A 17,349-nucleotide genomic window follows, 5' to 3' on the forward strand; every position below is an offset into this window, starting at 1 on the left:
TCAATATCTTTTTGTTCTGTCAATCTCAACTATTTTAACGGGTCCCAATAACCCGGCAGGCAATAATGGTTTTCCTTCTAAGCGGAAGGGCGCGGTTGTCCAGGTTACGCGCTTATTTTCGGGCAGGGCATGGTCGCCAATCAAGCGGTTTGCCCAGGTATTGCTCACCTCAACATGCACTTTGTTGTATCCTGTATGCAGGGCTTTGGTAATATCAACCCGGTACGGTGGCGTCCAGGCGGTACCGCAAAAAATCCCATTGATGGTAACGCTGGCCGTATTGGCCACATTGCCCAAATCGAGCCAGATCTGGCGATGGGCCACCAGGTTACTGTTCCATTTCACAATCTGCATATAATCGGCAGTACCCGAGTAATATTTTATGGACGGAATATCATTCTTGCTCCAATCTGTTAAAGTAGTGAATAGTACGGGGGCATCGGGACCGCCGTTTTTGGTATCAAAATTCACTTGCCAAATGCCATCAACCGAGCGAATGGATTTAAAATCAGACCAGTTTCTTCCTTTACGGGATGTAACCTGACTTGGCTTGCGGAAAACGATAAAAAAGGATCCGTTAGGCTCCAAACGTAGGGTTAAATTAGTCCGCCCATTCTCGTTGGTATATTCGCTGCATTGATAAGTTTCCCCGGTTACGGGATCCCACATTTCAGGAATCTTGTTCGCTATGCGAAAAGAAAGATCAACTGCCCTTTGTTTATTTTGTTGGTTGGATATAAAGTAGATATCAAATTCGGGGTCGGTGCGATGCGTCCAGGCCACATCCAAAGCGTGTGCGCCGGTTGAATCAGTAGCGATCACATCACGTTGTAAACCTATGTTATCAAATGTTTCAGCCTGATACGGGCCTTTTAAAATACGTCCCTTGCCCTGCACCGTCATTAAGCCACCCACCTTTAACATCGGCGATACCAGCCCAGGGGCCGCCTTAGGGTCTTCGTTGATCAGGATATTAGCGCCCTCATTCACCAGTTGCTTAATCCGGTCGGACACCTCGGGTGACATCAATCCACCGCCGGAAGGATCCATTTTTGTGGAACCGGGTAATACCAGCAAGCCATAGCTCGCTCCTCCCGGAAGTGTTATCCTGCCATCTCTAACCGTTGCAAGGCGCAATAAAGCATCCCGGTTAAAGGAATCATAAGCATATCCCCGCAAAGGGTCAACCCACTTTTGAGGCTCGGCCATATTGGCTGATGATGTGACACCGTCAGGTATCGAATGCAGGGGTTGCCCTTCGTTGGCTAAACGCTTAGCTTCGTTTTTTACTACATCGGCACCGAAGATACCCGGCAATACGCTCACTAACCTATCCGGCAATACGGCACGGCGCGGAACTTCTTCTCCCGTGAAAACGGCAACATCCACCACAGGCTTTCCCATTTGCAGCATGGCCTGGCAACGTTGTAAATATTGTATCCAGGCGAAGCCCTGTTTCCACCAGGTTTGGTCGCGCTGGAAATAGAGGCCTACGCCATCCAGCGTCATGCCCGGTTTACGGTCCAGCCAGGGGTTATGCGAGAAAACGTGTAATACAAAGCGATTGACGCCTAAGGCCATATTACGGTCGCCTAAGGGCTTCAGCATTCCCGGATACTCATCCCAGGCCATCCTAACCGTAGTAAAGGCTTCGGCCTGTATGATGTTTTTACCGTAAATGTGTCCTCCCGAAATGGCATCGAGCATATCGCTTGGCTTATCATGTGTGGGGCTGTTAAGCCAGAACTCTCCCGTCGGCAGATCTGCCTCGCGGTAATGCAGCATGCCATCGCCCACCATTGTTGGCGCGGTGCTTTCGGCACTGAAAACAGTTCCTTTTTCGTGCGCCAGCCTGGCCATAGTTACATAAAAATTGTCAACCAGTAATTCGGCAATGGTGCGCCTTACGTCGTAAAGTACTTTTTCAGATACTTCGGCGCTTTGGATAGGGATTCCAGCCATTACAGGCAGATAGGGCAATAAATCATATCCCCTCCGTTTGCTAAATTCAGCCTGAAAAACGGGCGACCAGTTTTGGCTGCCGCACTCCCAGCTATCTACATGGAATATCTTTAAAACCTGCGCGGCAAGGTCGGGCCCGGCTTGCCGTACAGCTTCGCCAAACCAATGATCAAACTGAAATTTCACTACTTCCGGGTTAAACTTATCACATTCCAGCCCAATACCACCGCCGCCGGTTTCGTTCATGTGGCCGGTTGAGGTATGCCCCATCCTGATTATTACCCATTTACCGGCAGGCACATTCCAGTTTAACCGGCCGCTGGCATCCAGGTAAGTGGTAATATTAATTAATTTTTCCTTCGGGATGCAAAGATTATCGGGCACTTCGCTGGCTGTGGTGCGTTTGGCCACACGCCAGATCTCGCCGTTTTTCCCTTCAAACTGGTTGATGCGTACCGCTCCCGAAAGATCGATGCCCTGTATGCGTAAATTAGGTTTCCACTTGGCCGATTCCAGGTCTTCGGCACCCGGCTCAGAGCCTGCCTTGTCATACACAAAACGGAAATATTTTGCGGTAACCGGATTGATGGAATAGGTATTTGGTGCATCGCCGTCCTGCCAGCCACTGCGCGCGGGCTCTAACTGCGCAGCCGGGCGAAAGCTCTGTCCATCGTCGCTCACCAGGATCCGGAGGCGCTGGGCCTCGTAATTGTTACCGTTGGTACGGATAGTAACCGATCGGCATGTAAAGGGTTGATTAAAGGCATACTGAATCCAGCAGGTGGTATCGCTGCTGAAACTTTTTTTATTGCCTTTGGTGGCCAGAAACTGCACCTCGGCGCCGGGCTTACTGCTGGTTATCCGGGGTATCACAGTTTCTGTAGAAAGCGTATCGCCCGAATTAAGCGGATAAGCAAAAACGGCTACGTCTTTATAATAACCTTCGTTGGTTTTTGGCCGGGCTAAAGTATCGTTATAACGGCGACCGCCGGTGATAATGGTTTTAGACCAGGTAAGCTTCTGCATCGACATTTCTGGCTTTATCCAGGGGCCACCTGCCAGGGCAAAGCCGTCGCAATCGTGCATGGCCAGCTTAACACCAATTCTTTGGGCCTCTGTCATGGCAAAATGAACCATCTGCCACCACTGCGGTGTTAGTTGCACCACGGGAGGATTCATCAGCGGTGGTGTTACCGGGCCTTTGATACTCATTAAATAAGCACCGCCAATACCGGCCTCTTTCATAGCTTCCAGGTCGGCTGTGATACCCTCGCGGGATACGTTTCCCTGTATCCAATACCAAAACACCCAGGGTTTGGCTTCATCCGATGGGTGCAGAAAGGCTTGCCTTAAGGGCGACTCATCGTTAACCGGTTCGGTTTTTACAACGGCAACTTCTTCGTCCTGCTCGTCATTAGCGGGTTCATACCGTGTATGCCTGCCATGCCTTTTACTATGGCTGCTCTCCTTGCTTTTGCCATGCTTTGATTTCTTTCCGCGCGAATCGGAATGCTTTGTTTTTTTGCTATGGCTGCTACTTTCGTGGTGGCTCGTTGTTTTTTTGCGTGTTGTACTTTGATGCGACGCTTTTTTGTGTGATGATTTTTTATGCTGGGCACCCGCGTTAGCTATAGCACATAAACACAAGGCTATCAATAAAATATATTTTTTTATTTGAACGGTATATTTAATCAGTATCTGCATATCAGAATTTTATTTTCTTTGCCAGCACGCCCGCTTCTTCGGGTTTGCTTTTTGCCGGCAATATATAAAAACTATAGCGATAAGGTTTAGCCTGAATTTGATATTCTGGTAGTGGTGCAGCCTGGTCTGTCCAGCTATCGTTGCCGCCAACGCCCATCTGGATCAGGTCGATATTTAAGGTTAAAAAAACGGCGTCCTTCAGTTTATTGGTATGCCTTGCGGCTACAATATTTTGCTCGGTATACGGCCAGGCGCTCATGCTTAATAAACTATCGGCAACTACCAGCAGGCCGTCGTTCTTTTTATCGGATAGAAACATCCAACGCACATCGGTACGGTTACCGTTCTCCTGCGGCACCACATAATTTTCCATAAACTGGTCTATTGGTTGTGAGTAAATACCAACCGGAAAACCTGTCCGCCTGTCGATGTAATTTTCCATTAATCCGCGCCCGTACCAGCTGATCTGGCCGTAAGCCCTCACTATTCCACACTGCATCCCTACCTTCGGTATATTTGGCAAACCCGCTAAAGGAGTTAAATTATAATCTACCTTAACGGTGCCATTACCATTTATAGTATAGGTAACATCAACAGAAGCTTTACCCTTAATTAAACTGTATTTGCTGATGATTTTAACGGTGCCTTTGCGTGAGTTATCGCTGGCAATTCCCGTCAGCTTTAAATCAGGCTCATACCACACCTGAAGTTTTTTATCAGCTTTCCATCCCCGGTGGTCGTTATCAGTAGCGGGGCGGCTAAAGTGCGGCAGCAGCGGACTAAAAACCTGCTCCTTGCCATCTAATATGTAGGAAGCAAGGGCGCCATTGGCTTTATTAATACTTACTGTAAAATTGCTCCCGGCTACAGAGTAACCATCGGTTGTTTCGCTCAGGCGGACAGCTGCAAAATTTTCGTTTTGCTTTTTCGCAGCAGCTAATCCGCTTAAGGCAAACTGATCGGATGCTACTTCAAAACCTTTATCGGCCCATAAGGCACTTTCGGGTAAAGTGAAGCTGATATTGGCAAAATATTCTATACCCGCCTTTAATTTAGGCAGATAAGGTAATATACTAATAACGGTATCTCTGCCTGGCGCAAGGTTGATATGCGGGATAGCCTTGCTTGAAATTACTTTACCATCTTCCAATATTTTCAGGTTTACATCAAAGTAGTTAAGTGATTGAGCACCATTACGATTAGTTACTTTAATTAAACCTTTAGCCGCGTCAGCAAGTTCGCAGGTTGTTTGCTGAAATACGTGCTTGCATTCGTAAATAGCAGCTTTGGGCCTGCCATCAGAAGCAACAATTCCCTTGATGGTAAAGTCGTCAAAATAGCGCTCGCCATAATCGCCGCCGTAGGCATAAAAAGGTACTCCGGCAGAATCAGTTTTTAACAAGCCCTGATCCTTAAACTCCCAGATACCGGCCCCGATGATCCGTTTGGTAGAGCGGAACAGATCCCAAAACTCCTTAAGGTTACCGTTTGAATTACCCATGGCGTGCGAATACTCAACGAAAAATATAGGGCGATGATCGCCGTTTTGCTGATTAGCCAGTAAGGGTATAGTGAACAGCCCCGGATACATCCGGCTTACAATATCGACATAAGGTTGGTCAACAGGATTCTGCAGGCGGTGCGAATGGTCGTTTGGTTTCAAATATCTTGGATCCGATTGGTCAATATACCCCTCGGCCTGCGGAGTGCCCTGAGCGGGCTCATAATGCACCGGGCGGGTAATATCAAAATCATGAACCCAACCGGCCATAGCCGAGTGGTTTGGCCCGCGGCCCGCCTCGTTGCCCAAACTCCAGATGATGATACTCGGGTGATTCTTGTCGCGCATTACCATTCGGGTAACGCGATCCAGGTAAGCACTTGCCCACACCGGGTCGTTACTCAGTTTAGAACCTAAACCGTGCGTTTCAAGGTTAGCTTCGTCGATGACCAGCAATCCGTACTGATCGCACAGATCATAGAGGTAGGGATCCATCGGATAATGGCTGGTACGGATGCAATTAAAATTGAAGCGTTTAATAGTTTGCACGTCCCGCAGGATAATATCCCGCGATAAGGCTTTCCCCTTAACGGGATCATGATCGGGGCGGTTTACGGCGTACAGGTAAGTTAGCTTTCCATTGATCAGCAATTTACTGTCGTCTTTAGAAAACTCAATGCTCCTGAAGCCTACCCGGCAGCTTTTCGCCTCCAGTATATGGCCTGTAGAATCCCGAAGCGCAATAACCAGTTTATAAAGGTTAGGCATTTCGGGGCTCCATTTGGCAGGGTTTTTCAATTTGGCTTCCATCAAGCCGAACTTGACGTTATCCAAACGAGGAAATATTTCGTTGATGATGCTTTCCACGCTTCTGTCCAGGGGTTTATCCAGTACAGGTTTGTTGTTTTGATCGTACAATTGAGCGGTTATATGATACCCTACCACTTGTTTACCGGTGAGGTTCTCAATCCTCGGCCTTAACTGAAACAGTACATCTTTATAATCCTTATCCAGTTTGCCCTGCCAAAAGAAATCGGCTATGCGCAGTTTAGGTTCGGCCAGTAACATCACCTCGCGATGGATGCCACTCATGCGCCATTGATCCTGGTCTTCCAAAAAATAACCATCGCTCCAACGGATCACCTGTACCGATAACACATTCTCACCAGCTTGCAGATAAGGCGTGATATTAAACTCCGACGAATTAAAGCTATCCTCGCCGTAACCTAAAAATTTGCCGTTCACCCAAACTTTAAAACCCGATGCCACGCCGCCAAAGTGCAGCGTGATATTCATATCCTTCCAGTTAGCAGGGATAGTGAATGTTCGCTGATAACTGCCCATACCGTTGTAATCCTGGGGTACATGTGGCGGGTTTACCGGGCGAAACGGGTAAACGGCGCTTTTGTAGATCGGCTTATCATAGCCTTGCATTTCCCAGCTTGAGGGTACGATGATCTTTTTCCAGCCGCTTACCCTGCTTTTATAAAAATCCTTTGGCGCATCGGATGGCTTCAGGGCGAAGGAAAAATCCCACAGACCGTTTAAAGAGATCATCCGGCCTGATTTTTCCCTATCGAAACTCAGAGCGCCATCAATATTACTGAACGAATAGGCCGTGGCTCTGGCAGCGTCGCGGTTGATGCCATCCACGGATGGATTTTCCCAGGGTTCGGCATTATAAATTTCCGGGGCATTAGGGATAGCCGCCGGAGTTTTATCTACCAATTGGGCCAGCACATGCGGCGAACAAAGCATACCAGCCAGCAAAAAAGCCCATTTCGATCTTTTCATAAATTAAATTTCGTTTAAAAACTCATCCTTAAAACCAAAACCCCAGCCGGGCCTGTTATGTGGCGATGCCATACCGTTTCTGATTTGGATAGGATGATCAATCAGCGGATCGATCCAATCGAAGGATTCGGCCCCGGCCCCATTGGGTATGGTACACAGCAACGGAATGTCATAATCTTTATAATAATGCGGCAGCACCGGGATATGGAAACTACCGGCCAATGCGGCACTATCCCTCCAGGCCTCTACTCCGCCCAGGCGTAAAATATCAGGCTGCCAGATATCGATAGCATTGCGGCTCAGCAACTCGCGAAGTGGTAAAGTTGAATACTCGCGCTCGCCCATAGCCAACGAAATGCCGGTTTGGTTGCGCAACAATTTATAACCTTCAAAATCGGCATGGTGGATGGGCTCTTCAAGCCATTGAATGTTTAAGGCGCGTGCCGCACGGGCCAGGGTGATGGCGTTTGGCACCGTCATGCCCTGGTTGGCATCCATCATAATACCAATCTCGTTGCCTACGGCTTCGCGTACAAGGGTTAACCTTTCCAGGTCTTCCTTCCAATCGGGCTTTCCAACTTTTATCTTTACCGCTTTAAATCCACGGGCCTTGTAGCCGGTCACTTCGGCAATCAGCTCTTCCACTGAGTAAGACGTCCATCCCCCGCTTCCGTAAATAGGCACTTCTGTACGCGAAGCACCCAGCACTTTCCAGATAGGCTGGCCCAATATTTTGCACCAGGCATCCCACATGGCAATATTATAAGCGGCTTGTGCCCAGCGGTTTATTCCCTCCTGCCCAAAGTACTCGTTGGCGGCATTAATTTGCTCAAATACTTTTACCGTATTGTGAACCGGCTCGCCAATAACCATCTCGCCTACATCTTTCATGGCACCCGCTATAGCACCGGCGCTGTACTGAAAGCTGAGCAAATACGATTCGCCAATTACTCCGCCTGCGGTTTGAATCCGTAGAACAATAAAAGAAATCTCGGTGAGCGTATGTGTAGCATCCGAAATTGGTTTTTCTAACTTAGCCTTTGCGCTATAAACCTGGTAACTTTTTATTTTTTCCATTTCAATAATTTTTATAAAATTTATAAAGCTGAATAAGAAACGATATAATCCTTGCCCTTTTCAATACTCAACTCATAGCCGTTATTGCCTTTAGCTTGTATGGTTCCGGTTTTACAAACTGGTTTGCTTTTGCTTTTAATGCGCAATAAGCCAGTGCCTATATCGCCTTTAATTTTTATCTGGCTGGTGCTGCAATACATTTTGATATTTCCATCGGGTGTTGGCACAGTACCTTCCATCCATTTTAATCCACCTAAATTAGGTTCAACCAAATAGCTTTGATAGCCTGGCGTTAAGGGTTTTATTCCTAAATAGTATTTACCTAACAGGTATATCGGGCTGGCTCCCCAGGCGTGGCAGAGGCTCTTGCCAAATGGGCGACCATACATGGCGTAAACGTCGGCTCCGGTTTTATCGGGGTTATATTCTTCCCAGAAAGAGGTAGCGCCCAGCTTGAGCATCCCGCCCCAATAATCCTTCATTTGTTTTAAAACGTAACCCTGCTCACCCATGGCGCATAATGCCTCCAGCTCGTAAAAGCGCATATAGGGGGTGGTAATTTTTTGTATCTTATCATTTAGCAGCACGTTGGTTTTTACATCCTGCTTTTGCTGCTCGTTAAAGTAATTGAAGAAGATAGCGAACATATTGGTATAACGCGTAACATTATCGCTTTGAGCGCCATCAATCAGACTATGTACCAGGGCGTGTTTCTGATCGTTCCAATACAATTTGAATATCTTGGCTTTGAGCTCATCGGCCAGGGCCTGGTATTTTGCCGCTCCTTCGGCATCGTTATTTAATTTGGCGCAGGTAGCCATAGTTTCCAGGCTACGGCAAAATAACAGTTGCTCAAAACTCAGCTCGCCTTTTTTGCTTAAGCCATCGGCCCAATCAATAAACAGCCAATCGCCGGGTAAGCCTGCCATCATACCGTTGCTGTCGCGGCGCGCCAGGCAATAATCCATCAGCGTTTGCATCCTGGGGTAAAACTGTTTGATGAAGCTTTTATCGCCCGTGTACTGGTAATAGTCGTTGATACTTAAAAACCAGTAAAAGGTATAATCCATAATGGTATTGATATGGCTGGTTACGGGATCTTTACCGCGAAGGGCCAATATGGTGCGGGTAACCGTTGGCGAATCAAAGAACGAATAATAGTTCATGGCATAGCTTTGATAAGCGTCGCCCGACCAGATCCACCTGTCGCGCTTAATACCATCGATAAAAAACTCGCGGGTGGCTAACTGAAGCGTATATTTCGAGATATCGTAAATTTTGTTCACCTCATCATCCGAGCAACGGAACGCTCCCCTTTGCGTTAGCGGCGCATACTCGTACAACATGGAAACAGAATCCACACTGATGCCGCCATCATACTGCGCATTAACATAACGCAAAGCCTTGGACAGTTCCATCACCGAATCCTTTTTTACAGGCTCATTGATATCCAGTTCGTCCAGGGTTTCGCAATGCTCAACAGACATGGCCTCCTCTCTCGACTCGCCATAATAAATATGCAGCTTGCCCTTTCCCTTTAAGCCATGCAGTTTAACAAAGCCAAAAGTTTCTTTACCAAAATCAAGAAAAATTGAATTTGCTTTTTTTTCGCTTTTAACAGCATGCTGCGGCAAAGTTGGCAACCTGAATTTAGACGGCGGTGAAAGCGGGTCGTTAAAGTTCCAGGCCCCAGCATTAAGGTAAGTAGTGCCCGATTTATCGGATACCTTGCCGGTGGCATCTATCCACTCTTTATCCTCAAACGTAACCAACCAGGTATCATCAGATACAACGGTTTTGCCCTGCACAAATATAGCTGGAACCCTATCCTGGCAATAAACCTTTAAGCTCACCTTGTGATGGCCCGCCGGTACGGTGATGCTTTTAGGGTAGCCTATAAAAGCCTGCCCATCAACCTTGGCATTATAGATGCCTTCCACATATAGCTTTACCTCCTCGGTGGCGGGTACATCAAAATCTTTATGGAATTCAACCAGTACATAATGGCTATCCATTTTCCATAATACCGGTAAAAATGATCCTCGGTCGGTTCTGCGGTTTTGCATTTTATTACCCAGCCAAACTTCAAAATCGCCGGGGTAATAAATCCAGGTCGCTTTTTTGGCTTGGGCCGATGCCGTACTAAAACCAGTTAAATTACAAACAGCAAATACAGCTAATAAAGCCTTATAAAAAAGCAACTTATGTAATTTTATCTTTATCATTTATTCAAATTTAAAATCGTTGTAAAATCAAATTCCATCATCTAAAACTTAACGAAACTAAAAAACAAATACAAGCCCACCATCACCAGGCTAAGTAAAATCCAGGATAGCTTAACCGTTGGGGTCGTTGTCCAAACAGGTGCTTCGGCAGCTTCATCAACCACGTAAATTTGCGGAGACGGATCCAGAACGGAGATGCCTATGGCCAACACCGTTAGTACCACAAAGATGAGAAACGACAGAAGCAAGTAATGCGGCCAAAAATGGTGAGTAGTTGCAGGCCACACCCATAAATATAACACACCGGTGCCGAGGCTGATGATAGAACCTATTGATAAAACAAAGTTTACCGCCTTTCGGGATGTGCGTTTCCAAAATACAGAAAGCAGGAACACGACAGCCAGCGGAGGTGCTATAAAGCCAAGAATGGATTGAAATACATCAAACAGGTTGAGGCCTTTAATGCTATCGATAGCCAACGCCATGCCGATGGCAAAGATGCAACCCGCAATTACCGTTAGCCTGCCCATCCTGATGATTTGCTGATTACTGGCCATCGGGTTAAGCTTTTTAACATAGATATCCATGGTAAATACGGTACTCAATGCATTTAACGACGAGCCTATGGTACCCACCAAAACGGCTATCAGCACAACGATAACCAAGCCATTCATTCCCGGAGGGAAAAGATTGGTTACCATCGTCATATACGCTTCGCTTGGGTCTTTGAGATGCGGGAACAGGATATAACAAATCATCCCTGTTAAAATAAACAAGGGCAGCGAAAGGATTTTCAGCCAGCCGATAAAGCTCACGCCCAATTGCCCCTGCTCGAGGTTTTTTGCGCCCAATACTGATTGTACCATGGCCTGATCGGTACAGAAAAAAGCGATAGCCGAAACGGGATAACCCAACAGGATAGCATACCAGGGATATTTAGGATCGTTAGCGGGATGAATCAGTTGCCAGTAATTTGCCGGTACATTATGAATAACCGATGAGATGCTACCTACTTTGATCACCCCCAAAACGTTGAGCGTAACGGATACGCCAATTAACAACAACATCTGAAAGATATTAACTTTAGCTATTGCTTTTAAACCGCCAGTAAAGGCAAATAAACCTGCGAATGATACCAGCACGATAACCGACTCCCACATGGGGATGCCCAATACCTGCCTCACCAAAAGGCCCCCGGCAAACAGACCTAATGACAGCCAGGAGATAAGCATTTTAACCAGCGCGTACCAAGCCAGTATATTTTGTGTTGAATCGCCATAGCGCTTCCCCATAAACTCGGGCATGGTGGTCACCTTGGCGGCCAGGTAGCGCGGTGCAAAAACCATCGCCAGCAACATCAGGAAAACAAAAGCATACCAATCAAAATTAGCCCCTACAATGCCCGAGCTATAACCAATGCTTGCAAACGCCAAAAGCAACGATGGCCCAACATTGGTACCCCACATATTGAAACCAATACTGGCCCAACCCAATGATTTGTCAGCCAAAAAGTACGACTCCTCCTTATTTCTGCCCACAAAACTGGCCCTGTAACCTATCACTATCAATATGATGAGGTAGGCTACCACAATGCCATAATCCAATATGGTGAGTCGGTCAATGATGCTGTTCATGTGTGTTGCTGTTTGTTAGTGGGTTATTGGTTATTGAGTTATTGAGTTATTAGGTTATTGGATTATTAGGTTATTGAGTTATTCTTTCTGTATTGTCTGTTAATGAATATATTAGTTATTAGTGCGTGAAGGTTGGTTTCCCCGGCGTGCATCCTGCCTCTTGTTTCTTACTTCTAATATCTCTCCCAACTCGTTCCCCCTTCAGGGGGTTAGGGGGCCTATGCCGTTTAATATATCCGCAATCTTAACTGGCTTTCCTGTTTGCAGTGACTGATCCATCGCCTGCAATAAAGCCACAGTGCCTATACCCTCTTTTAAATCGGGATATGCGGTAAAATCCTGCTCTATGCTATCGGCAAAATATTCCAGGTAGTTTTGATACTCGCCCGCGTGGTGGCTCTGACCCTCAAAACGGAAGTAATATTTGATGGTGCTATCGCCCCAGCAAACTATCTTTTCCTCGCCGGTTTTATCGGTGATGGCATAACGCAGCTCATGGTAATCGGCCTGCGATGCGCCTTCGGTGCCTCTTAAAATAACGGTCATGCCGCTATCTCTTTGGGCAGGCTGCGTTGGGCCTGTGTATGCTCCGCTCACCCTGGCAATACGCCCATCGGTTGCGCGGAAGATGAAATGCATGGTATCCTCATTTTTTAACCCGGCTGTTTTAGCATTACTGCTGATCATGCCATAGCCCATTACCTCTTCAATGTCGGGCATATACCAGCGGATAAAATCCACCGGATGACTCAGACCGCCGTACAACCATTTAAATGACGACTCCAATGCCCAGGGCTTTTCTAAAAACCAGCGATGGTCGGCGTGGTAGTGACTTTCAATCGTAATTAAATCGCCTATCAGCTGAGCTTCAAAATCCTTCCGTTGCCTTTTGGCGGGCTCAAAAAAACGAGAGCTCTGCCCAATAAACACTTTCTTGCCAACCTTTTCGGCCAGCTCAATCAATTCGTTGGCTGTTGACAGGTCATCAATAAAGGGCTTGGTGCAAATCACGTGCTTACCATGCAACAGCGCCTGCTTAACATGTTCAGCATGTAAATGATCGGGCGTATAAATTGCTATCGCGTCTATTTCTCTATCATCCAACATATCCTGGTAGTTGGTTGTGTAATCGTACATTTTGAATTCGTCGGCGCGTTTGCGGCATAGATCCTCACTGCGGTCGCACACCATTTTCAATTCCCATTTAGGGCTTTGTATAGCTGCCGACATCGTACTCCGGCCCTCGCCTAATCCTAATATTCCTAATTTGAGCATGACTGTGTGTTGTTATTTGTTATTAGGTTATTTGTTATTGAGTTACTGGTTATTCGTTATTGGGTTATTAGGTTACTGGTTATTCGGTTATTAGTTATTGGTTATTGAGTGCTCCGGCATTTTTATGGTTACTAAACTCTTTATTAATTTAAGACTCAAGGCTCTCGGCTCAGAACTCCGGACTCAAGACTCCCGGCTCAGGACTCAAGACTATCCCACCGGTTTAAAAAACACCCATACTTCATTCTTTTTTGTTCCGGGAATACCGGTTTGGTATTTTTTCATCATCGCGTTCCATTCGTCAACCCTTGGGTTATTCTCGGTAGTTTTGGGATTTAGCTTATCCAGGCTTTCTCCTTTCGGGATACTGATCACGAGCATCAACTGCCTGCCGTTTTCAAATACCAGTAGTTGTTGAAAATTGGCATGGCAAAATCCGTTTGAAACCTCGGGCCATTTTTGAAACTGCGTAGCGTGATATTGCAGGTATTCCTGTTGCATTTTAGGGTCTGCAACCAGGTTTGCGGTAAGGATAATATTTTCCCAGTCCTTGGCTTCCGTTTGGTTATTGCAGTACTTCCGGTTGAAATTATAAAAAGGGCGACTGTACGATTTAATGCTGCAAGCAGGATACCTGGCTTTGATTTGTTTTAGCAATTTCACCGTGTCCGGCAGGTTACCATAAATCACCAAATGATTCTTCCACTGGTAAACTGATGACAAGGGGATACCATTTTGTTTGCATACGTTAAGCAATAGCCGGGCATTGATGCTTGCACCTGTTTTTCCGGTCAGCTCAACTACCGAAGGTGTTTTGGAAGATGCAACAGCAAAGCTTTTACGTGAGCCGCACAGCAAAGAAACGACAACACATAATATCAATAAAATATTGATATTCAAAATATTATATAGTTTACTTAATTTCATTACTTACATAGTGATTAATAGCTTGATTATCCGGATTGTTGACTTTCTCTTTTAAAAGATAACGGTAAGCTGGCTCCAGGCCGGCCGTATTTCTTATCTTCTCCGCCACTTGGGGGCCATTATTTTCCCAGGTATTACCGGGGCCGTTGGCGTTTTTCAGGAACTTTTCAGCCGGACACCAATTATCTTTTACGGTGATATATGATGAGCCCTCGTCGGTATACAAATAGAACCAATGTATTGGATCGTGAGCGTAGGGGGCCTTGTAAATTGAGTCGACATAGTTCTCCAATATCATGGTTCCGGGCTGCGCCGATAGGGTATAAATCCCGGCAACATCGTACATGTGTTTGGCATAATGACTGATTTTATTGGCGTAGATTCGGTTACCGCTCATGGCGTTAATCGTCTTGGTCCAGCCCCATCCCACACTGATTCCGCTGTATGCTACTTCGCAAATTTCGTTATGTTCAATGTTGATGTTTTTTACATAGCCTGCCCCTATCCCTACACAACCCCAATCCTCGTTGGTAACATCGGTTACCAGGTTATCGACGATATGTTCGTTAGTGCAAACCTCTCTCAGGTCTTTAGGATTGTAAGGTAAGTGAACTTCGGTTGCTTCGTCCGAAAATACGCCGGCAAGTATCCCCGTGCCCCCAATATCTTTAAACAGGCAAGCCTTAATTTCATCATCGTGGGTGCCTCGTTTATAATCGAGGCCGGTGGAGGCTAAGTGTTCAAACCGGCATAATTCAAAACCGGTATGGTTAGCGTACGCCACCGAAACCGCAGCCGCCGGACGGCCAACCCAGGCCTGGTTTTCCAGCCCTTTTTTGTCGGGAGTGCCAGGTATTCTTAACTTGTACGCATCGAGCATATACATGCCAGCCTGGTGCGGTACAAGCCCCGCGCGCGATGGATATAACCAGGTGGAATAGGCAAAGCCGATATTTTTAAAGTAAACATAGCTCACTGGATTATCGATGGTGCCTTCAACATTCAACAGGGTTTCCAGCGATGGCGCAACTATGGTGGCTAATGCAATGTTCTCTCCCATACGTGGCCAGTAATATATTTTCCGATTTTTAGCGTCGAGATACCATTCGCCAGGCTGATCTAAAAACTGGATGGCGTTTGTTAGGTAGAAGGCCGAGTTGCCGGCTGTTTTTGAGATCATGGGTGCAGGCCAGGGATGCTCGGATTGTATACGGCTTTCTGGCTGAAGGAAGGAAAGCTTCGCGCTGTCGCCCTGAACGGTAAGCGATTTAATACGCAGGATGGCGATGGCCCACATCTGGTGGATAAACATCTCCATACCGTCGACATGAGATAGATCGGCGGTTTTAGGTTTGGGGATCCAACAGGTTTGATCCTTGTGGTTCCATGATAAAATACGGCTCATGTTACCAGTGTTTACCTCGCGGCTGCGGACAGCCTTGCGGCCATTGATCCAAAGCTGCCTGAAGTTGAGCACGTCGACCCCTATCATTGGCGCATCCGCCACCCAGATTTTCCCTTTGGTTATATGGGGTAAGCCGCTAACCGGTTTGGTAAGTTTTTGCCAGCCTGTTATGTTTATACCTCCGTTGAATATTGGCATTTCGCCTGGCGCGGCTTCTATCACTGTCGGGCTGACAGCTGTGCCTGAATCTTCGGGGCGCACTACTATAGTTTCGAACAATTGATAGTTGCCTCCCTTTAAGATGATATGAATGCCATCCTTGATTCCCGGATCATTCAGCCTGCGCAGTTCTCTTGCACGGCGTATGGCGGCTGATGGTGTGGCCAGGGGTTGCTCTTTAGTGCCGCTATTTTGGTCGGAGCCTGTTGGTGATACCCAGATATCGGCGGCTTGGAGAGGGTTTGCACACAAGAAAAGCAACAAGATGAGAATGGCTTTTTTAGCAAATGCTGGAACAAGGCTATTGTTGTTGTTGCTGCGGGACACCATTCTAACCAACGGAAGGAAAATTGGGAAGACGTGCGAATAGTTTCTCAAACTGTGTCGTTGCGAGGTACGAAGCAATCGCACGGAGACAGGTCTGCTCTGTATTGTTCGCGATTGCTTCGTACCTCGCAATGACGCTTTGAGATTGATCAGCATTAACTTATTTAGATCGGCATTATCATGCATAACGCAACCTCCGCAAGGGTGTAGCCGCTCTGTATAGCATAGAGATTGCTTCGTTCCTCGCAATGGCGCAGGTTGGTGAGGTGATGATGACACTTCCCCTATCTGCTCTTGCGTAATTGACGATATGTTTTGATTGTTACTCACAAAAAAATCAGGATTGAAAAATAGATTTTACATATGCCGTATTTGCGCTAAAATTCCCTTTTACATTTTTGGTATCGTTTTTATCGCGTGAGCGGGCAATCACTAACCAGCCGCTCCATTTCATTTTCTCGAGGGTTTTCTTAACCTTTTTCATGTCGATCTTCGGGTCGTTCTGCAGCCACACGCCGTCCGTATCGGTACAATGGATCTGGCAAATCCGTTTCCTGCCTAAAATCTCCAGTTCCTGACTTACGTCTCTGCCGTTATCACAGGCGTTGGCGAAATTAAAATAGCTTTTCACATACGCCGAGCCAACCTCGTCCAGCAGTTTGGCTTCATCAGCCGCGGCTAAGGATGTTTCTATACCGATGGTTACACCAGCCGCTTCCGCTTTAGGTGCGATAGCCTTTAGGCGTTCAATTACGGCTGGGCGCAGTTCGGGTTTTTTAACCAGGTCGCACACGCCAAGGGGTAAAAATGCAACCTTCACATTCATCGCCTTGGCGGTATCTATACAATCTTGAACCATGCGGTCAACCCCATCGCGTTCAGCATACGACTGGGCGTAGAAGCCAGTCATCGCCAATGAACATATTTCCAGGTTGAGTTCTTTAGCTTTATTTGAAAACTGCTGGCGTATTTCGGGCGCAGCCAATTGGCTTTCAAACGTTGGCCGGTTGCCCAGCCCGCCCATATCAACCTCCAAACCATCGGCGCCAATATCCTTCGTTAACTGGAAGGCACCCAGTTTTTGTCTTTTTAAAATCATCAGGTCAACAACGGCAACTTTGTATTTTTGCTTTTTGCTATCCGCCAAAAATACATCCGCCCATGATGTGCTTTTAGCTAACAGCAAGCCCGCAGTAAGCAAAGCGGTATTTCCTAAAAAGCGGCGCCTGTTAAAAGTTGCTGATATTTCTTCTTCAGATTTCATATCCTGATCTATAATTTTTTAAATAGGTTCCTTAA

At 46.7% G+C, this 17,349-nt stretch carries 9 protein-coding genes; all 9 read right to left on the reverse strand.

Annotated elements, in window-relative coordinates; genetic code table 11:
- Positions 1-3,666, reverse strand: coding sequence for a glycosyl hydrolase (locus MUCPA_RS33395; protein ID WP_008512775.1), 3,666 nt, complete (start codon positions 3,664-3,666; stop codon positions 1-3).
- Between the two features lies 1 nt (position 3,667).
- Positions 3,668-6,961, reverse strand: a complete 3,294-nt coding sequence (locus MUCPA_RS33400; RefSeq protein WP_008512776.1) for a glycoside hydrolase family 2 TIM barrel-domain containing protein — start codon at positions 6,959-6,961, stop codon at positions 3,668-3,670.
- 3 nt (positions 6,962-6,964) lie between these two features.
- Positions 6,965-8,038 carry a mandelate racemase/muconate lactonizing enzyme family protein gene (locus tag MUCPA_RS33405; protein ID WP_008512778.1) on the reverse strand — a complete coding sequence of 358 codons (1,074 nt, stop codon included), beginning with the start codon at positions 8,036-8,038 and terminating at the stop codon, positions 6,965-6,967.
- Positions 8,039-8,058: 20 nt separating this feature from the next.
- Positions 8,059-10,263: an alpha-L-rhamnosidase-related protein gene (locus tag MUCPA_RS33410; protein WP_008512779.1), complete on the reverse strand. Its 2,205-nt coding sequence runs from the start codon at positions 10,261-10,263 to the stop codon at positions 8,059-8,061.
- 41 nt (positions 10,264-10,304) lie between these two features.
- Positions 10,305-11,897: a sodium:solute symporter family transporter gene (locus MUCPA_RS33415; protein WP_008512780.1), complete on the reverse strand. Its 1,593-nt coding sequence runs from the start codon at positions 11,895-11,897 to the stop codon at positions 10,305-10,307.
- 201 nt (positions 11,898-12,098) lie between these two features.
- Complete coding sequence (locus MUCPA_RS33420; protein ID WP_008512781.1) at positions 12,099-13,172, reverse strand: Gfo/Idh/MocA family protein; 1,074 nt, start codon at positions 13,170-13,172, stop codon at positions 12,099-12,101.
- A 210-nt stretch (positions 13,173-13,382) separates the two neighbouring features.
- Positions 13,383-14,099: an L-rhamnose mutarotase gene (locus MUCPA_RS33425; protein ID WP_008512782.1), complete on the reverse strand. Its 717-nt coding sequence runs from the start codon at positions 14,097-14,099 to the stop codon at positions 13,383-13,385.
- On the reverse strand, positions 14,086-16,053 hold the full coding sequence (locus MUCPA_RS33430; RefSeq protein ID WP_233276818.1) for a hypothetical protein: 1,968 nt from the start codon (positions 16,051-16,053) through the stop codon (positions 14,086-14,088). Before MUCPA_RS33430 ends, MUCPA_RS33425 begins: the two co-directional genes overlap by 14 nt.
- 334 nt (positions 16,054-16,387) lie before the next feature.
- Positions 16,388-17,314: a sugar phosphate isomerase/epimerase family protein gene (locus MUCPA_RS33435; RefSeq protein ID WP_008512784.1), complete on the reverse strand. Its 927-nt coding sequence runs from the start codon at positions 17,312-17,314 to the stop codon at positions 16,388-16,390.
- Between the last annotated feature and the right edge of the window lie 35 nt (positions 17,315-17,349).

The sequence above is a fragment of the Mucilaginibacter paludis DSM 18603 genome (assembly GCF_000166195.2).
GTDB classification, from domain to species: Bacteria; Bacteroidota; Bacteroidia; order Sphingobacteriales; family Sphingobacteriaceae; genus Mucilaginibacter; species Mucilaginibacter paludis.